This window comes from Caballeronia pedi (assembly GCF_001544915.2).
Taxonomy (GTDB): domain Bacteria; phylum Pseudomonadota; class Gammaproteobacteria; order Burkholderiales; family Burkholderiaceae; genus Caballeronia; species Caballeronia pedi.
The window spans coordinates 126,751-143,553 of the sequence record NZ_FCOE02000013.1; the positions used below are offsets into that span (position 1 = coordinate 126,751).

Consider the following 16,803-nt stretch of genomic DNA (forward strand, 5'->3'; position numbering starts at 1 on the left):
TTGACTTTTCCGCGCCGATGCGAAGTCGATCAGTATCAATAAATCGCCTGCGCCATGCTTCAGACCATCGTCGTCTGGATGGCCGACCGTGCGCCCGACGCCAAACGCCGGACGCCCGACGAAGCAGAATTGCTCGCAAGCGTGCGCCGCCGCGTCGCCCCCGCAGTCGGTATCGAGATCGGCTACACGAGCGCCACCGATGCGATGCGCCGGTACGACGAATTGCTGGCGCAGCGTTCGCCCGCGCCCGCCGCGGACCTACCAGCACAAGCGAGCTTCGATTGAGTGTGGCGTCTGTTCCAAAAGTCTAGGCAAGACACAGCGATAACTGCACGTCAGCCGCAAAGAACGCAGGGGCGGGCGCCGCGCCTTCGCGTGCCGCCGCCACCTCCCACTGCATTTGCGAATCGCAAAAGGCGCTCAGACCATACAACAATCGGTCCGTGTCCTCGCGGTTCAGCAAGTCGCCGAAGGCAAAGCTGAGGCCGGCGCCGGTTCGCTAAGACGCCGCCCCTCAACGGGGCGGCTTCGGGAGAAACATCTAAGCGGCGAGCGCGGCCTTTCGGCTTTTCTTCGCCTTCTTGGTGGGCTTCTTCGGGACTTCATATCCGAAGCGCGTCCACGCGGCCGGGTCCAGCGGGATCGGATTCGTGCGCCCCGTCGCGAGGTTCACGAACACGCCCGAGAACGGAATTGCACCGGTACGAAACATGGTCCAGAGCATGTTGAACGCTTGGACCGCGATGGCCTGGTTGATGACCAGAGACTGCTTGCGCAGCGCCTCAGCCATGGAACACGACTGTGTTTCGTCTTTCGCATCGAGCTTGGCGTCGAGCAAATCCGGAAACAACTCACCAACATGAGGCAACCGCTCCGGATGTTTCTGCGCGTAGCTCTTGCCACAGATCTGACCAATGACGACTTGGCCGCGATCGGTGTCGTTGCCGCAGTCGAGGTAATACGCTTCGGTGGGCTGCGCCGCGCTGACGATCGCGCACCGAGCGGCACGTGTATCCACGCAGCCGACCACCAGATCGACGTTGTAAAGCGGCTCACCTGGACCGAACCGGCGAGCTTCCGCCCGCCAGTTCGTGCCCATCAACGCATTGAGCCGATTGACGATGAGCGAGGCTTTGTACTCACCCACGTCGTTGGGGTAAAAGCCCTGACGGCCAACGTTGGTCGGACTGACCGTGTCGTCGTCGAACACCGTGCAGTCGATGCCGCCGGGGTGCCCGAGCTCCAGCATGGCGTGGTGCAGCCGCGCGAGGCTCGGAAGCACCGCACTGCCGGTGCCCCCTGCGCCGACCACGACCACGTTCCAGCTTCGCTCAATCATCCGCGAAGGAAGCAGATGACGGATGGCGCTTGTCATGCCGCCTCCTTCAGCTTGGCCGCCGCATACCAACTGCTCGGCACGCGTTCGACGTCTTCGAAGATGCCCTTCGCACACAGCCGCATCGCCATGCTGGGAACCGATGATGCGCAGTTCCCAACGACGAACGCGAATTTCGTCTCTTGCCGGTCATCTTCGTCATCTGTCGACGAGAAGAAGGCCGGGTGAGCACCATGCGAATGGCAGTCGATCACGCGCAGTTCGCCCGCGAAAAGCTCCGGCCGCTCGTACTTCAGCGTTCCGGTGCCCTGCGAAAGCACCCTTACGGGTGCGAGACGAAACTGCTTGGTTTCGACGTTCCAGACGATCCACGCACCCGTTTCCAGTGGATGCGCGGCTCGTGCCATAGCGACGAAGTCGCCGATCAGTTCCGGCGGCACCGTGCCACAGCGCAGCACCGTCGATTCGACCACTCGCCCATAGGGAATCGCAGTCGGAACCGTATAGTGCGCAACGCGGCGAACGACAGACAGCCACGGCAGATCGATTTCTATGAAGACGCCGTTCTCGCCGATCAGCAATCGCTCGCCCGCCGACTGCATGGGCGGCCCCGGCTCGCGCCGGGGCACCATGACAGTCGGAAACGAGCGCTGAAGCGCGGCATCACCCGCATTCAAACCACCAGCATTCATTTCAAATCTCCTTTTTTGCTGGCGATCAGCTCAGCGAGAGTAGTGTCCATGGGCACGAGCGCCTCTTTCGGGAACTGCTCGCCGTAGTTGCCGTCGAGCATTTCCTTCCAGAATGCGAACTCCCCCTTCGGATGCGAAACACGTGTGTTGCCGTGATTGGGGTGGGTGAAGGCAGATTGGAAAAATCCGCTCTCCCATCCCGCGATCGATTCGACGTCGATGCGCTTGGGCACATGAGCCGATCCGATGCAAATCCGCCCCCAGTCCCAGGTGTTAAAGTAAGGCGGTTCGTGCAGCTTCGATGAAGGCGTTGGCCGGCTGTCTTCCTGCAGCGCGAACACGGAAAACCCGTTCGAAGCTGCACGGAACACCAACCCTGGATGCGGGACGACCGCACTGCGCCGCCCGATCTCCTGGCAATCGAAGAAGACTCTTCGCATCGCTGGTCTGCACCACCACATCACCGCCTCTTGCGACACTGCGAGCACCGTCTCAGGCAGAAATTCGGCCTTCGGCGCCGCGTTCTGAGCCAGGTCGCGCAAGCAATCGATGAGCGCCATGCGGTCGATCGGCCTGCCTGCACCGATCGTCGCCCGCCCGGTTTTTCCTTGCGTCACCGGATGAACGGTGCCGTAGACAGCGCTGCGGTCCTGACGGCCGTACAGCAAGATCGCACTGACTGCCGCGAGTTCATCGACGCGGTCCGAGTCGATATCAAGCCCTTTCATACAAAACTCCTCGTTATGCCGCGAGACACGCGATGACGCGGTCCAGTTGGCCAAGAATGGATAAGCCCTGCGACCAGTTCGCGTACTGCTTGCGGATGGCTTCAGGCGTAGAGGCAAGCGGCGTAAAGCCGTAATACGTCGTACCGTCGCCGGCGCTGGCGAGGTGCTCATAGTGCGAATCGAGCACTTCACCCACGCGACTGTCGTTCTGCACCGTGAGCGTGGCGGCTGCATAAGCGCATTGAGGCCGATACTCGCAACCGAAGAGGTCGCGACTGCCCACCCGCTGCAGCATCAGCGAGAGCTTCTCCAGCTCCGCACAGATGCGGCGCGTGCGGCCGGAGGTAACGCGCTGAAGCCGCCTGAGCGCGGCGACGCCAAGCGCCCGTTGAGGCAAATAGCGGCGGCTCGTCGCGTGCCACCGGCAGACGTCCATGTCGTCAGGACAAAGCTGCGGACGCACGACGGATGGGAGGTAATGTTCGATCTCCGCTTCGTCCTCGCCGAAGCGGTCGGTCAGCATCTCGCGCGCTTCCTTGTCGGTCGCTTGCGGATCGCCATCCCAGAACCACGAAGCGAACTCGCCCAGGAACTCATCAGGCGTTCTCACCCACATCGTGCGTCCGGCTGCACGATTGATGAGAACCAATGCCGTCGACACCAACCGCGGATGAACACTCCGAAGTTCGGCCGCACGCCTGCCGATCTCGAAGATGTTTTCCTCTGCTATCTCAATGCCGAGATAGACAGGCGAGGTCGGATTGAAGTCGCTGCGGTCCTCCTGATACTGGACGACGTCTTGCACCGCCTGGACGTCGCACAGTACGAAGTCAAAACCGAGGCAGTCCAAACGCGGCGTATGACGCTTGGCCCACGCAAAAAAACCGTGGGCAAGCGCGTCACCCGCGCCTTTGAACTCCGGTACATCGCGCGGCCTCAGCACGCCAGAATTGAACTGGGCAGCGATGAGACTGGCGACATCCTTTTCGGCGTTCCAGCGCATCACTGCACGCGCTTTGACGTCCGAGCCGATGGCCGGCAGGCTTAGAAAATCATGGGTAACTCGACGTCCGGCAACGGGAGCGCGTCGCGATTGCCAAGACTCTCCCGAGACAGCGACTTCTGCACCAGACGGGCGAGGATCGAAGAACATTGCTCAATCTCCTTGTCATGAAAAAAAACCGCCCTTCCGGGCGGTTGCTGATGGGAAAGCGCAAGGTCCGGGTCGGACAAGGCTCCAAGGAGGTCGCGCTTACGCATGGTCGCTGCAGGGCATGACTGCACCCTTGGCACCGGCCGCGCGCAAGAACGTGAAGCGCATCACATCGCCTTCCGTCGTCGGCCCGTCAATCGCCGCGGTCGTCAGCTCCGGATACTGCGCGGAGTAGAGATCGCGGACATCGTCGGGCGAGAAGGTCGGCCCCGGATCGGGGAACGTCACGCCGTTGTAGACGAACTCGCGCGTGAGCTTCGCAACTTGGATAGCCATGTCTGCTCCTTAGTCGAAAAGCGATGCAAGGTTGGTCCCGGTGTTAGCCGGTTCCGCCGATGCCTCTGCTGCGGACGATGCCGAAGACACAGTCGGGGCGGTGCTCTGCCCCTCAGCGTCGGCACTTCCGTCGTCATCATCGTTGTCCGCGTCGGTGCCCGATCTGCCGGGCGCCTGCAATGCTGGCTTGCTACCGCCCTTAGCCAGCGTCTTGGTCGCTTTGGAGACTTGCGTCGTCTTGGCGGCTTCGAGGATGGCGGTGGTCGCAGCAACCTGATCGGCGAGCGACGCGTGCGCGCCGGTATAGGCCGCGAGCGCGTCGACGAAGCCCGCGTCGAGTTCGGCCGCCATCGCGGTGAGGGCAAGCGGCTGAAGCATGGCGGCGTCTTTCGCCGTGCCTTGTGGCATGACATAGACGACCATCTCTTCGCCCTTCATCTGCAAGGACAGCGTGAGCTTCGTGCAGTGACGCAGAAGCGGTTCAATCGCTACAAACATGGAAACTCCAGAAAAAGAAAAAAGACCGCCATCCAAAGAGTCGGCGGTCTATAGAGGATGGAAACTACGTCGATGCACGGGCCAGCCGCGCGATTAAAACTTGAGCACCTTCGGAATCTTGCCCGTGTAGTCGAAGCCTTCGACGGCCAGAAGCGCGTCGATGACTTCGGACTTGGGCTTGCCGAAGACCTTCTTGAAGTTGTCGCCGAGCGCGGCACGAATGCCCAGCTCGTCAGCGACCACCATCATTTCCGACTTCGTGATCAGTTCCAGAAACTCCTTGCAGAGCTTCCAGTGTTTCGCGAGATCGAGGTGATGGTGCTTGCACAGACGCGTGAGGTGCTGGACATCGAGACCCTGGATCGCGGCAACCGTGACACCGGTGACGGCATGCGCAAGCTTCGCGTCGTCCGCGGCAGCCGTCGAAGCTGCAGCTTTCGACACGTCACCGGACGCGACCTGCTCCTCGGTGAGCTTTTCCCAGATGCCGGAAAGCGTCTTTTGATCAACGCAGCGCATCTGATCGGACAAAGCGATCGCAACGAGGTATCGCTGAGCGAGCGCTGGATCCGCGCCGACCTCGCGGCGCAGGGCTTTTCGCCACAACGCCACGCGATACGCTTTGATCCGGTCCGACTCAGCCACAACCGTCGCCGGCGGATTGCTCGTCGTCGATGCCGCGGACGAACCGGCCGCGCCCTTCACTGCGGCGGGCGACGCTTTCGCGCCCCCCTTGGCTGCCTCGGGCTTCGGCTGCGTCGCAGTTTTCACCGCTTGCAGTTGCGCCGCCACCTTCTTCATGTTGCAGACGGTGTCGAAACATTGGCCGCGATAGACCTTGCCGATCGAGTCAGGCAGGCCGCTAACCGCCGCGCCGTAGTTCTGGCACGCGTGACACGCCTTCGCCTGCTCTTCGCCGACACCTTTGGGGCCATCGACTGCGAGTTGCACGCGTGTGTGATTGTCGCCAGCACGCACGATGCGCACGACCGGATATTCGTCGCGCAGGCCGGTGGCCGTCGCTTCGAGCATCTTTTCGGTCTTCTCGTTGTAGCAGGTGCGGTTGGTGCAGTTTCCCGTACCGATGGACTCGCCGAACATCTCGCCCTGCGTGGACGAGTTGTGCGGGCATCCGGCGCAGTCGGCCTTGTCGAAGATCGCGGCCGCCAACGAACAGGCAACCTGTTCGATGGTTTTCTTGACCTCAGCGACCGCCTTGCCTTCCTTGATGATCACCGGCAGCAGCTTGTCCTGCGTCTCCTTGGGGAGTGCAGCAAGCAGCTCGGCGTGACCGAGCAGGATCTGTCGCGTGCTCAATGCGTCGAGCACGGCGGTGCTGCAGTTCATCAGCGCGAGACGCTTATCTAGCGTCGCACGCGACCAGCCGAAGATACGCGCGACTTCGTCGCGATCGCCCTTGCACAGCCCGACTTGCTCGGCTGCCGCAATGGCTTCTTCGGCGGCCGACATGTCGGCGCGCTGAATGTTTTCGATGATGGCCAGTTGCTTGGCTTCGACCTCATCGATGTTTCGAACGACGACCGGGATTTCATAGTCTTCGCCGTGCGCTGCGAGCGCCGCCTTGTATCTGCGGCCGCCGGCGACGAGGCTGAAGCCGCCGTCAGCAAGCGTGCGCACGATCACGGGCTGGATCACGCCCTTTTCGCGCACAGACGCGGTCAGCTCTTCCATCTCCGCTGCATCGAAGTATTTGCGGGGATTGACGCTGACCTGAATGTGCTTAAGGGCAAGAGTAGGTTGTTGTTGCATGACAGGGCTCCTGAGCGGGAACCCGCCTCCTTTGGGAGTGGTTCCCAAAGGGTTGAACAACGTGGGCTGACTGACGTCAGCGCGGGGTCGATGCGTCTATGACGCGGGTGATGGAGCAAAGATAGCGGTTTACTCTGCGGGCACGCCGCGCAAAAGCTCACGAATTCATGCCGTCTTTCACAGCCAGGCGGGTCGCGGCTCGTTCTCCTCTGCGTCCAACGGCTTGCCTCGTGTCCACGCGAGGCGATGGACCGCGACGAGGTCCGCAGCGAGCCGCTCCGAATCGGCGGCGGAGATCGCGAGACCGATTGAACGAACATCATCGACGCCGACCGCGACTTTGACGAACAATGTGACGTCTCGATAACCCGACGCATCGAGCTTGCTTTCGTACTGGCAGGAATGCACAAGGCCATCATCGGGCAGCGGCGTGTGCGCCTGCTCATCAGCAAGCCCCCACCGTTTGATCATTGTCTGCCAGCGGGTTTCCCCACCGGGAAAGTAACGATGCACTTCCGTCACGTGCCGCCTGTCGAGCCGCAGAACCTGCAGGCCGTGCTCCAGCAAATCATCATCGAGCCGTCGAAAGTGCGCGAGGCTAAATGGAAAGTCGTCGCCGTTGTAGAGGCCTGCTAGGAACTGAGCAGCGACGCGCGCCTGCCCAGAGCTGCCCTCAGCCACGTCAAGGAGGTAGGCGAGCGAATCGAGGCTCGCGTCGCGACCTTGAGCGCGTATCTCCGCTGCTCGCTGCGCGGGCGTCATTCCGCCGGCCGCTTTTCCAAGAAATTCGTCAACGGTCTCTTGGAGCGCTTCGGCTAAATGCGTTGGGACGGTAAAGGCGATGGATCGGGTGTTGGGTGTCGGCGAATTACTCATAGCGTTGTCCTGGCGTAAACGGACGCTCGAATTCGCGCCTGTTCGCATGATGCCATGAGCGAAAAAGCGCGCCAGCAGAACACCGGCGCCTAAGGCGGCCGACACATAAACGGGGTACGGCAGGCCGCGAAACGCGCGTACTGGCATCAAGGGCCAAGTGATGCGGCGCAGCGAACACTGTCACACGCGATGGCGAAGACACACCGATGTGTGGCGGAACGGTCGCCGTCGTTCAGTGTGCAAGGACGAAAAAAAACCGGCTCGAAAGCCGGTTGGTGATTAAAGGTTGTGACGAGAGGCACTCGGGGGTGCCCCTGTTTCTTATGCCACCGCGCCAGTCACGGGCGGCAGCGATCGAGACAGCAATGTCGTGACTGCCCCGGCCAATGTCCACTCGCCAAACTGCTTCTCATGGCTTTCATGGACGAGACGGTCGAGGCACAGCACCTCGACGCCATCGACTTGTACCTTGCCGAGGACGTTCGCCAGCACCGCGCGATTGGAGCCTTCACGTTTAACCGTGACTACGCCCTCCCCGACCACCACATACACGTTCGAGTCTTTCGGCATTTACGCTGCCTCCTTCAAAAGTTTGCGCATGTCACCGGACGTTTCCGCCGACAGCAATGCGAGGTCATCGACGAAACGATCTAGTAGAGAGTCCATATGAAGGAAGGTCTCGTCGTCCAGTTCCGGCGTCGCCCAGTCCAGCCCCGCCTCCGTCGCATCACGTTTGTGCGCGACCATTTGGTCCTGATACTCGTCGATGCTTCCTGGTAGGTGGAAATAGACGACTTTCAACACGCCCTTCCGGTTCCACCGCAGCGCGCGCCGCATCGCTTGATACTCAATGCGCCACGTCCATGAGCGGTCATAGAAGAGGATGTAGTCGGCGTTCGGCAGGTTGTAGCCGGCGCGGCCAGATGCCTTGGTGGCCATCAACCCGGTTGCCAGTCCGCCCAAGAAGCGCGTGTCCTTATCGGCCACGCGACGCTTGATCGGGATCTCGCCATGAAACGGGACTGTCTGCACACCATGCGCATCCAGCTCGCGCGCCAGAAGATCGAGCACGCCGGGGTTCTCGGCAAACACGATTGCTTGCTTGCCTTCCGCCGCGATCGCGCGCATCCGCGCAACGATCGCGCGCTGCTTGCTCGTGAGCCCGCCGATATACTCCACGCCCTCCATCCCGAACTGCGGGTAGTTAGCAGAGAAGTGAACAGCACGGATACGAGCGAGAATCGTCACCAGGTTGCACGCCTTCTTGTCATCGCGCGATGAGCGATACCAATCGGCGAACTCGTCGGCAGCACGCAGATACGCAGCCAGATGGCCGCGATCCCAGTCGACCGTCTCCACCTCGAACTGCGGTGGTTCGATCCGGATGTAGCGCGAGACCTCAGGCTCTGCGACCAGCCGCCGCTTGATGTGCGGCGCGAGCATCGCGCGGTAGAGATGCAGGTTGCCGATCTTCGGCACCTCGCGTTTCGCCCCATCCTGCAGGCTCTCCGCGAACTGCCACGTCACCCACTCGAGCACTACGAAGTCATCCCTGAATCGATCGACGCCACGCATCGCGTACTCCACCGAATTGATCCAGTTCTGCTCGAGATAGCCCACGCGGTAGCCGTAGGGCTGCGCTGCCGTCCCATCACCGCCAGAAAATGCAATCAGCCCAAACGCATCTCTCGGGTAATTCGGAATCGGGCTTCCCGTCAAGACGAACCGGCGCCGCGCCGAAAGCTGCCAAAGCGCACGGCTCTGATCGCTCGTTGGATTGGCGAGGCGCTCGCCTTCATCGGCCACGAGCAGGCCGATGCGACGCCGCAGTCGATGCGCATACGTCACGCGGGCCGAAACCGCCTTGTCGACCGGCATGCGCAGCCGCTCGTACGAGATGAGGTTGATTTGCCGGAGGTCGGTGAGATCCGCCGCCGATTCGATTACCTTCACCTGATCGGCCGCGATAGGCAACTGGCTAATCTCCTTCAACATTTCCTCGATCAGCCGGGACTCAACAACGATGAGGCCGTGCTTCACACCCGAGACGAGGATCAGCGCCAACGCGAGCCGGGACTTGCCGCACCCCTGCTCCCACGCGACGATGCAGCCTGTCGGCTTCAACAGCGTTTCGACGAGATCATCGACCTGAAATCCCCAGTCGAGCCACTGATCGACGCCGAGCGCCACGACACGCGCACGCAATGCCTCGGCGTGGTCCGGATAGCACGCGCACAGACCTTCGTGCACCACTTCCCATCCCTCGCTGACATTCTCAACCGCAAACCGCGCATTGAGTTCGTCGACCGACAGGTGGTACGCGACGCCGTGCAGCGCGTATCGGTAACGCCCGTCGGCTTCGCGATCGAAATGGACTTCGTCGCCCGCCTTGATGAGCGGACTGGCCCAGCGAGTCGCGTCGACCTTGTGCGTCTCCTTCGCGATGCCCGACACGTGATCTCGCGATCCTGCGCCAGTTGTCCACGCGACGTGCCGCAGCGGTATCGCCTGTCGTACGCTGCGTCGCATGCGTCTGTTGAAGTGCTCCATGAAGCCGGGCGCGAGTTGCGGCTCGCCACCGACGCTGCGGATTCGATCGAGCAACTGACCAAAGGCGGCGACCGGATCGTCCTGCACGAGATACGTTTCCATATCCAGCGAGCCTTGCCCCGAATAACGGAAGCCGCGCGGCAGCCGGTGGCCGTCGCGCGAGTAGATGCGCTTCACGAGAACCGCGTTGAGCACCATCGCTTCGTTGAAGCCACACGCAAAGGACAAGCGAATGCGCCGGCCATCGTGCGACACCTTGACCGACTTGTCGCCCGTGACCGCACGCATGATGAACGGCACACTGTCATCGAGCTTCTGCAGTCGCAACCGAGCTTCACCGAAGGAACGATCCTCGAAGTGCAGCCCGAGATCTGGGCCAGGCTTCGCCAGATCGTCGACGACCGCCCGCACGAAGTCCGAGGGACGATCGCGATGACGGTCGAACACCACCACGGCAGTGCGCACGTTCGCGCCTTCGAGCTTGAACGCGTCTGCCGGCAGTTCGAACAGGCCTGCCGCGCGGCGCTTCAAGCGGTCGCCCTGCTCGCCCGCGATCATCGACTCGGCGGTCGTGATCGGCAGGAGCGCGACGACGATGTTCGCCGCCTCAAGCGCCTGATGCACGGCGTAGTCGTGGCTCAAAGCGCTGGTGTGCGCGCCGTACCGGCCCCACGTCGTGCACTCGAGCGTCTGCAAATGCGGCGACTCAAGATGGATCGAGAACGGCGGATTGATCAGTACGATATCAAAGCGCGTCGGATGGATGTCCTCCATGCCAGCTTGCCGGAACTCGCAATTAAATCCCCCTTCCTCGAACACCTTCTGGCACTGCTGGATGACATCGGCGTGCACGTCGACGCCGTACACGGCATGCCGTTCCGGGTCTGCGTACTGGAGCAGCCGACCGGAGCCGACCGAGTTATCCAGGATGCGGATAAGCCGATTGACGTTCCAGCCGCAGACGAAGCTCCACATGAACGCCGCAATGGCGTCCGGTGTGAAAAACTGCCCGAGGTGCTGACGGCGGGCTGCGGCCAGCTCGCCCTGATGGGCGATCGACGGCGCTTGCGATCCCAAACTTCGAATCGCACGCAACGGCTCATACCAGTCCCGCTCGAACGAAAACAGATCTCTCTGCATGAATTGCCTCTAGAAATTAAAGACCCGCCGAAGCGGGTCAAGGACGGGACGTCGGACGCTTTAGTACCGGTCGCGCGAGGCGAGGTACTTGGCTCCGAACTCACTGATAAAGAGGGACAACGCGTCGCCCACGTCGTGAGCGAACTTGAACTGCCACTTATCGTTGAACATCACGATTTCCAGCCCGGTGAAAGACAGCTTCTCGCGCGTCGAGAACGTCAGTTGGTGGACGCTGAAGTTGCGCAGTTGCATCGCCAGCGCGCCGAACTGATGCTTCTTCGCAAAGGTGGCTAGGCCGCCGAACGTTGTCACCACCGACTGCTGCGACGAGTAATAGACCTCGCGCGCGCCTTTCGAGCGAAATGACGCTTCAGACGAAACACGCTTTTCCAAGATGACGGCGCTGCTGGTGCGCTTGATCTCTGTATTGGGCTTGAGCCAGAAGCCATCGATGACGGCCTTGGCTGCCTGCTCGAAGGCGACGCGCTCGCCAGCTTCACCGCCGAAAGTTCGCTCGAGGTGTTGCCAGAAGCCGTCCAAGTCAGGGACGTTGCCCTTCCTCAGATCCTCGTCGACGTCGAGGCCGCATCGGTCGAGTTCGCGACTCTGGTCGATCTCGATTCTGACGCCGGCGGGTGCAAACTTGCGGCTCGCCTCCATCACAAGCCGCGAGAGCAGCCTTCGGCAGAACGTGTTGAGCTCGCGCTCGCCTTTGTATTCGCTTCGCACTTCCATCGCCGAATACTCGGACAGTCCGTCAGCAAATACATCGCGCTCAGCTTGAACGACAGCGCCATAGGCTGACGCTGCCGCGCTTTGTGCCGTCTTGAACTGCTCAACCAATTGCTTGTACATGCGTTGCTCCATGAAATGAGCAGGCGCACGCCCGCGAAGGGGACGTGCCCCTGCGGGTTGAACTAGATGCTTGTGGATGCGGCGAACGGTGAATCGCCGAAGATCGATGCGCGAGTTGCGCGGGTGATGGCTCAACGATACATGCGGCATGCGCCAACGTTTATGGTAAAGGCGCGCTTTTGATAGTGCCTTTCGTCGTTGAGCGTCGGACTGTTATCCACATTTTCTGTGGTTAAGCCTGGGGATAAGCGTCGGCGCCGCACCAAGTGATGCGCACTGAAGGTGGGCGAGTATCCCGTAGGAATTATCATGATAATTGTAGATCCGCGAAAAGAAGCACGAAAACATATCTCTTTCCGCGTCGCCGCGTCGTTTCGCCATTCGCCGTCCATGCCATAAGGGCACCATCCGCATCAGAAAGGTATGGATATTCGGGTCGCTTTCCCCCGTCGCCCCGTTCCCCATAGCAACGAGAATGGGACTGTGCACGCGCGTGCGTGAGACCTATACAGACGTCATGAAAGTCAGTCACATCGCGACCATCGCGTTCCTTAGTGCCTCAGCCATCGTCATGACCGGCGCGATCAGCGTTGCCGCGCGCCAGTTCACGATTGAACGTTCCGCCGTCCGGGTCATCGTCGACACCAGCATCGCGGCACGACTCCAAGGCTTGTCCGACGCGATAGAGCTAGTCCCGGCCTATGAACGGTCTTTGTTGCTGTCGAAATACGGCTTCAAGGACGAGATGGCGCTCGCTGCTGCACTCACAGCGCAGCGCGGTGACATGCACTTAGCAGAGAAACTGCGCGCTGCTGAACTCGCTGCCAACGAGAAGCGATTAGCAGCTTTACTGGCGGCATGCGGCTTTAGTGCGATCGTCGCCATTATGGGCGCCTTTGCGCTGTATGACGCGCATGTCGCGCGCGGCCGAGACACGCGGGAAGCCACCACACATGCCGCCTAGCGTGCGACCCAACCTCGCCTTACCGAAACGACATGAATCTGATCGTTGTTAGCTTCGAAGACATCACAAAAGACCCCGCCGGCGCGCGTGCGGACTCTGTACCGTCTCCGGGCTTCCCCGACAGCTGGCTCGACGCGCTGGTCGGAACCGGCTCCGTTTTCTCGCGTGATGTAGCCGCGCCCGGCGCCGTTAAGACGATTGGCCTTCGCTTTCCGAGCGGCGCGCACGCCGAACAGTTTTGCCTGAGCGTGCGCAAAGTGGCGAATTTGCTTGGAACCCGGGCGCACATCCACAAGGTCCCCGCCCATCAGGTTGACCTGACACTGAGCGAGGCGTCAAGACATGGTGCAAGTATCATTTGACGGACTCGCCGTCGCACTGCAAGACGTTCAGGACAACCCGGCGCGGTATGCACGGCAACTAGAACGTGCGAAGAAGTCGCCGGGCTATGCCGTGTGCCGGTGCCAAGAGCGCGGCGCGGGCAACCTCTTGCGTCTCGTTGTGCGTCGCTATGGCGAGCTTTTTCCTCTCGCCCAGATGGCCTGACGACGGGCCCAACCACGACGAGACCTCGTGCCCATTCTACGCTGCAGTGCCCAGTAAAGACGGAAGAGTGCCCGACGCCCTAAATGCGATTCGACAATGGCCCGTAGGGCTGAACGTCAGGCTCGACGCCTCGCTTTCTGTTCGAACCGTCGAACGGTCGGCACGCGCTGAGAGCAGCTCTTCCCTCACCGGCACAACTCGCCGCACGGCGCCTCGTCTTGGCTTTCTGCAACGGCATTGGCTCGAGGCTGGTTTGAATGTCTGGCAAGGTAGGTCAACACGCGGCTGGGGGCAGTGCGACGCGCAGCTCGTGGCCGCTCTTGGAGATGGCAAATTCAACGGCAAGTCGATCCAAGAGGTCTTGCATGTAATGCGTCGGCACGACGAAGCTAACGCCGAGTCCATCGCCGCCGAATTCAATGCGTTCCTCGACGGGATCAAGACCACACCCCAAGACTCGCCGCACCGTTTGGTGCTTGGCGAGCTCCGCGCCGTGACGCCTTCGAGGTACGGCTTCGTCGTCAACCTCCGCCAAACGAAGCGCACATTCTTCGCGTCCGCCCCTGTTGTCGAATTGTCCACTGCGTCGTTCCGGTCCGCTTGGGCGATGATCGGCAATGCCAGCGCGCGGGTGGTGATTCTGGCTGTGGTTGAACGGACCAGAGACGGAAATCTTCGGATCATCGACCTTGCGCTGCAACTGTGAGGCAGCACTTTCGTGCCCTGCGACTCGGGCTACGAGGTCGAAATGGCGAACCGGCTGGTCGCCGAGCGTCGACGATTCATCAAGCCATTAAGGCTCGAGGCAGGCGATGTCATGCTGCCCGACTTCCAACTGACGGATACTCGTTCGCCGACGGCGATTGAAATTTATGGCATGCAAGGCAATCACCAGTACCTTGCCCGCATGAAAGAGAAACAGGCTCTTTATGCGCGCACCATAGCCCCCTGCGTTGAGTGGATCCCGCCAGCCGACGTAGCGTCGGTGCTGCTTCCCAACCGCGTGACTTGACGGCCGCTTCCTCTAGGATACTTTGAGCGCGTTCTTAACTGCCGAGCAAATGACATGGCCTCGAACTCGTTCTTTCTAAGTCGTGCAGTCGCGCGTTACGCCAACCGGCAAGTGAATTATCCCGCGCTCGCGATGGCAAGTGCGATTGACGCGGTCGACGAACGTCGCAAACAGATTGTCGTCGCCGCTGCGGACAAACGTCCCTGCGCGCCGTGTTCTTCAGTTCTCTCGGCGCGATACTCGACATCCACGCGACTTGGGACGAACTTGACCAGTCAGCTAAGGGATGGCTCGCTTTCACCATCCATTGGAATCGGTGGTGGTTGCCCAACGCGGATCATGTCGAATTGTTGAAGCAACACACATTCGTGCCAACCGACCTCCGATTCGCGAATCGAGACTTAGCGGGGGCTCCCGGTGACATAGCCCCTTTTCGCGAATACCTCGATGTCGTTGAACTGCACTACCGCCGCGACGCAGCCATCTCCAGCGTCCTGTTCCCGCCAAACGCTGTAGCAGCCGTCGGAACTTCTCGTATCGATGCGGCCGGCCGCTATTCATAAAGCGTCGATGCGGAAGGTGATTCCCTTCGGAAGGCGAGCCGTCTCTACTAAAACGCTCGGCGACGTTCAGGCCCAGTGTGCACACCGGAACCTACGGCTCGTCGAAAGCGGCGCTACCGTCACGTGCGCCGATTGTCACGTCACGCTCAACCCATTTTGGGCGCTCTCAATGCTGTCCGAACAGTACGCGTTAGCGATGCGTCACATCGACCGGCTCAACGAACGCGTGAAGCTTGCCGACGCTCGGATCCTGAAGCTATCGCAGGAGCTCGATGGAATGTCACCGGGCAAAAGAAGTGCGATTCAGTCGCCTACCGACACTTGACCAACCGTCGAACAGTGGTGCAATAGGGTCACCAACGACTTAGGAATGCACCATGAAACGAACCTTCGAATGCGGTCACAGCGGCAAGGGCAAGTACTGCCATGCGTGCGCGGCTGCAGAAAAACAGAAGGCACAGCGACGTCTCGCGCTGGAAGAAAAGCGCGCGGCGAAGCGAGTCTCGACGGCCGACGATTCGATCGACCTGTCCATCGTCCAGCACCTCTCAGCCGTACAACGAGAGGCAAGAGACCTGCTCGCAAAGGTCAGCAGTGGCATGCATCCATTTTCGCTCGATGGCAAGTTCATAAAGTCGTCGGCCGGCAAGCTGGTCTCCGTGCCGGTTGGCCGATCCTATCGCCTGCTCTTTGACGCGCCCTCGCTCGCACCGCTGCGCCTCGTCAGTCACGAAGACTACAATGGGATTGCGGCGAACCGCGTGGCCGCATGACTTCCCTCGACGGAAGCTTCGCGCCGCCATCCTCTGAAGGAGGTATATCGCGATGAAGGTCAGCCCGAGCTTGGCGTTGAGAACCGCAATCAACGCTTTGCGCGACATCGTTGAAAGTGAGCGCATGCCAAATGGAATCCCGCTAACTGACGATGAGCGCGAACTGCATCGGTTATCTGCCGATGAACTTGAGAAGCAACTCGTGGCACCGAAAAGGCTAGTAGGTGGGCTGCAAAGGTGACTTCCAGCGACCGCGATCGGTCGCCCTCACGGAGGTAGCTATAATTCACGGCGGCTTACAAGATTAGAACCGCCGGCGAGCCGGCGACAGGACAGCGCCATGACTGACGAACTGTTTCCCTGCGACCACTGCGGCGGAAAATGGGCATTTGGCTTTTCGCACCGGCTACTCAAACGCCCGTCTGCACCCGCGCGTGATTACCTGACCGCCGAAGAAAGTATTGCCCCCGAGATCAACGATCTTGAAGCGCGCTCTCTGTTCGCGATCCCGCAAGAAAAAGTCTGCTGCATTTTTTGCGAAGAATGCGGGATGCAGACGCCGTGGATTGCGATTGGGGACGACCGGCATGCCGCGCTTGAAAAAGCAGGCACAATTTGGAACGCCCGCACCAGGCGTCCTGCTGCGAAAGAGGGAGACCTCTTGAAGCTGGTCAGAAAGGAGCTAAGCGCGCTCGATGCGCCGTTCCTGATTGATCTGCTCGCCAGAACCGAAGGCGACTGGGAGAAGCGTGGACCGATTTTCGCCATGCTTGCCAGGAAGATCGTCGACAGCAAAATCACCCTGAGCGACTTTTGGCCCGTGGACACCGTTCTCAACGACGCGGCCAGATATCGAAAGCTGCAACAACTCGCGAAGCGCATTTACATCGACGGCATTGCATCTATCCAGTTTCCTCGCATACCGGCAACGGGCGGCGACGAAGGCAATTTCGAGAACAGCGTGAACCTCGCAGTGGACGATCTCCCTGACCGAAACCGCTGGTAACTTGA

At 60.8% G+C, this 16,803-nt stretch carries 20 protein-coding genes; 9 read left to right on the plus strand and 11 right to left on the minus strand.

Translation table 11 applies throughout. The features are described from left to right. Positions 1 to 54 precede the first annotated feature (54 nt). Positions 55 to 285, plus strand: a complete 231-nt coding sequence (locus tag AWB80_RS20705; RefSeq protein ID WP_061176521.1) for a hypothetical protein — start codon at positions 55 to 57, stop codon at positions 283 to 285. Between the two features lie 256 nt (positions 286 to 541). On the opposite strand, the gene AWB80_RS20710 is transcribed toward AWB80_RS20705, so the two are convergent. From AWB80_RS20710 to AWB80_RS20760, 11 genes are all read right to left on the minus strand, one after another. After that, a complete protein-coding gene (locus AWB80_RS20710) occupies positions 542 to 1,375 on the minus strand; it encodes a PRTRC system ThiF family protein (RefSeq protein ID WP_061176599.1) in 834 nt (277 codons plus the stop codon). Then, positions 1,372 to 2,028, minus strand: coding sequence for a PRTRC system protein A (locus tag AWB80_RS20715; RefSeq protein ID WP_087131459.1), 657 nt, complete (start codon positions 2,026 to 2,028; stop codon positions 1,372 to 1,374). Before AWB80_RS20715 ends, AWB80_RS20710 begins: the two co-directional genes overlap by 4 nt. Next, complete coding sequence (locus AWB80_RS20720) at positions 2,025 to 2,756, minus strand: PRTRC system protein B (RefSeq protein WP_061176522.1); 732 nt, start codon at positions 2,754 to 2,756, stop codon at positions 2,025 to 2,027. Before AWB80_RS20720 ends, AWB80_RS20715 begins: the two co-directional genes overlap by 4 nt. 13 nt (positions 2,757 to 2,769) lie before the next feature. Continuing rightward, a complete protein-coding gene (locus AWB80_RS20725; RefSeq protein ID WP_087131461.1) occupies positions 2,770 to 3,909 on the minus strand; it encodes a PRTRC system protein F in 1,140 nt (379 codons plus the stop codon). A gap of 99 nt (positions 3,910 to 4,008) precedes the next feature. After that, the gene (locus AWB80_RS20730) at positions 4,009 to 4,245 is read right to left on the minus strand and encodes a PRTRC system protein C (protein ID WP_061176525.1); all 237 of its coding nucleotides are present in this window, start codon (positions 4,243 to 4,245) and stop codon (positions 4,009 to 4,011) included. 9 nt (positions 4,246 to 4,254) lie between these two features. Next, the gene (locus AWB80_RS20735) at positions 4,255 to 4,743 is read right to left on the minus strand and encodes a PRTRC system protein E (RefSeq protein ID WP_061176526.1); all 489 of its coding nucleotides are present in this window, start codon (positions 4,741 to 4,743) and stop codon (positions 4,255 to 4,257) included. Between the two features lie 93 nt (positions 4,744 to 4,836). After that, positions 4,837 to 6,513 carry a PRTRC system ParB family protein gene (locus tag AWB80_RS20740; protein WP_061176527.1) on the minus strand — a complete coding sequence of 559 codons (1,677 nt, stop codon included), beginning with the start codon at positions 6,511 to 6,513 and terminating at the stop codon, positions 4,837 to 4,839. Positions 6,514 to 6,690: 177 nt separating this feature from the next. After that, positions 6,691 to 7,389, minus strand: coding sequence for a DUF7673 family protein (locus tag AWB80_RS20745; RefSeq protein WP_208635670.1), 699 nt, complete (start codon positions 7,387 to 7,389; stop codon positions 6,691 to 6,693). A gap of 321 nt (positions 7,390 to 7,710) precedes the next feature. After that, the gene (locus tag AWB80_RS20750) at positions 7,711 to 7,959 is read right to left on the minus strand and encodes a hypothetical protein (protein WP_061176528.1); all 249 of its coding nucleotides are present in this window, start codon (positions 7,957 to 7,959) and stop codon (positions 7,711 to 7,713) included. Continuing rightward, positions 7,960 to 11,079, minus strand: a complete 3,120-nt coding sequence (locus AWB80_RS20755) for an SNF2-related protein (protein ID WP_061176529.1) — start codon at positions 11,077 to 11,079, stop codon at positions 7,960 to 7,962. A gap of 60 nt (positions 11,080 to 11,139) precedes the next feature. Continuing rightward, positions 11,140 to 11,934, minus strand: a complete 795-nt coding sequence (locus tag AWB80_RS20760) for a hypothetical protein (RefSeq protein WP_061176601.1) — start codon at positions 11,932 to 11,934, stop codon at positions 11,140 to 11,142. A 517-nt stretch (positions 11,935 to 12,451) separates the two neighbouring features. On the opposite strand from AWB80_RS20760, the gene AWB80_RS20765 reads away from it, so the two are divergent. From AWB80_RS20765 to AWB80_RS20805, 8 genes are all read left to right on the plus strand, one after another. Continuing rightward, positions 12,452 to 12,898 (plus strand): hypothetical protein, encoded by a 447-nt coding sequence (locus AWB80_RS20765; RefSeq protein ID WP_143328099.1) that lies wholly within the window; start codon positions 12,452 to 12,454, stop codon positions 12,896 to 12,898. A gap of 32 nt (positions 12,899 to 12,930) precedes the next feature. Further along, positions 12,931 to 13,260 carry a hypothetical protein gene (locus AWB80_RS20770; protein WP_061176531.1) on the plus strand — a complete coding sequence of 110 codons (330 nt, stop codon included), beginning with the start codon at positions 12,931 to 12,933 and terminating at the stop codon, positions 13,258 to 13,260. 149 nt (positions 13,261 to 13,409) lie between these two features. Beyond that, complete coding sequence (locus tag AWB80_RS20775; protein WP_160147464.1) at positions 13,410 to 14,150, plus strand: DUF1173 family protein; 741 nt, start codon at positions 13,410 to 13,412, stop codon at positions 14,148 to 14,150. A gap of 42 nt (positions 14,151 to 14,192) precedes the next feature. Continuing rightward, on the plus strand, positions 14,193 to 14,456 hold the full coding sequence (locus AWB80_RS45585; RefSeq protein ID WP_143328100.1) for a DUF1173 family protein: 264 nt from the start codon (positions 14,193 to 14,195) through the stop codon (positions 14,454 to 14,456). 732 nt (positions 14,457 to 15,188) lie between these two features. Next, positions 15,189 to 15,344: a hypothetical protein gene (locus AWB80_RS44965; RefSeq protein ID WP_244206629.1), complete on the plus strand. Its 156-nt coding sequence runs from the start codon at positions 15,189 to 15,191 to the stop codon at positions 15,342 to 15,344. Positions 15,345 to 15,396: 52 nt separating this feature from the next. After that, a complete protein-coding gene (locus tag AWB80_RS20795) occupies positions 15,397 to 15,792 on the plus strand; it encodes a DUF7682 family zinc-binding protein (protein WP_061176533.1) in 396 nt (131 codons plus the stop codon). 52 nt (positions 15,793 to 15,844) lie between these two features. Further along, positions 15,845 to 16,033, plus strand: a complete 189-nt coding sequence (locus AWB80_RS20800; RefSeq protein ID WP_061176534.1) for a hypothetical protein — start codon at positions 15,845 to 15,847, stop codon at positions 16,031 to 16,033. A 99-nt stretch (positions 16,034 to 16,132) separates the two neighbouring features. Further along, positions 16,133 to 16,798 carry a Lar family restriction alleviation protein gene (locus AWB80_RS20805; protein WP_087131465.1) on the plus strand — a complete coding sequence of 222 codons (666 nt, stop codon included), beginning with the start codon at positions 16,133 to 16,135 and terminating at the stop codon, positions 16,796 to 16,798. Positions 16,799 to 16,803: the final 5 nt, after the last annotated feature.

Coding starts and splice junctions, on each gene's coding strand:
- AWB80_RS20805 (WP_087131465.1), top strand. CDS start 16,133: ATGACTGACGAACTGTTTCCCTGCGACCACTGCGGCGGAAAATGGGCA.
- AWB80_RS20750 (WP_061176528.1), bottom strand. CDS start 7,959: ATGCCGAAAGACTCGAACGTGTATGTGGTGGTCGGGGAGGGCGTAGTC.
- AWB80_RS20770 (WP_061176531.1), top strand. CDS start 12,931: ATGAATCTGATCGTTGTTAGCTTCGAAGACATCACAAAAGACCCCGCC.
- AWB80_RS20710 (WP_061176599.1), bottom strand. CDS start 1,375: ATGACAAGCGCCATCCGTCATCTGCTTCCTTCGCGGATGATTGAGCGA.
- AWB80_RS45585 (WP_143328100.1), top strand. CDS start 14,193: ATGGCGAACCGGCTGGTCGCCGAGCGTCGACGATTCATCAAGCCATTA.
- AWB80_RS20755 (WP_061176529.1), bottom strand. CDS start 11,079: ATGCAGAGAGATCTGTTTTCGTTCGAGCGGGACTGGTATGAGCCGTTG.
- AWB80_RS20705 (WP_061176521.1), top strand. CDS start 55: ATGCTTCAGACCATCGTCGTCTGGATGGCCGACCGTGCGCCCGACGCC.
- AWB80_RS20765 (WP_143328099.1), top strand. CDS start 12,452: ATGAAAGTCAGTCACATCGCGACCATCGCGTTCCTTAGTGCCTCAGCC.
- AWB80_RS20800 (WP_061176534.1), top strand. CDS start 15,845: ATGAAGGTCAGCCCGAGCTTGGCGTTGAGAACCGCAATCAACGCTTTG.
- AWB80_RS20745 (WP_208635670.1), bottom strand. CDS start 7,389: ATGAGTAATTCGCCGACACCCAACACCCGATCCATCGCCTTTACCGTC.
- AWB80_RS20740 (WP_061176527.1), bottom strand. CDS start 6,513: ATGCAACAACAACCTACTCTTGCCCTTAAGCACATTCAGGTCAGCGTC.
- AWB80_RS20735 (WP_061176526.1), bottom strand. CDS start 4,743: ATGTTTGTAGCGATTGAACCGCTTCTGCGTCACTGCACGAAGCTCACG.
- AWB80_RS20720 (WP_061176522.1), bottom strand. CDS start 2,756: ATGAAAGGGCTTGATATCGACTCGGACCGCGTCGATGAACTCGCGGCA.
- AWB80_RS20730 (WP_061176525.1), bottom strand. CDS start 4,245: ATGGCTATCCAAGTTGCGAAGCTCACGCGCGAGTTCGTCTACAACGGC.
- AWB80_RS44965 (WP_244206629.1), top strand. CDS start 15,189: ATGCTGTCCGAACAGTACGCGTTAGCGATGCGTCACATCGACCGGCTC.
- AWB80_RS20775 (WP_160147464.1), top strand. CDS start 13,410: ATGGCGAGCTTTTTCCTCTCGCCCAGATGGCCTGACGACGGGCCCAAC.
- AWB80_RS20725 (WP_087131461.1), bottom strand. CDS start 3,909: ATGTTCTTCGATCCTCGCCCGTCTGGTGCAGAAGTCGCTGTCTCGGGA.
- AWB80_RS20795 (WP_061176533.1), top strand. CDS start 15,397: ATGAAACGAACCTTCGAATGCGGTCACAGCGGCAAGGGCAAGTACTGC.
- AWB80_RS20715 (WP_087131459.1), bottom strand. CDS start 2,028: ATGAATGCTGGTGGTTTGAATGCGGGTGATGCCGCGCTTCAGCGCTCG.
- AWB80_RS20760 (WP_061176601.1), bottom strand. CDS start 11,934: ATGTACAAGCAATTGGTTGAGCAGTTCAAGACGGCACAAAGCGCGGCA.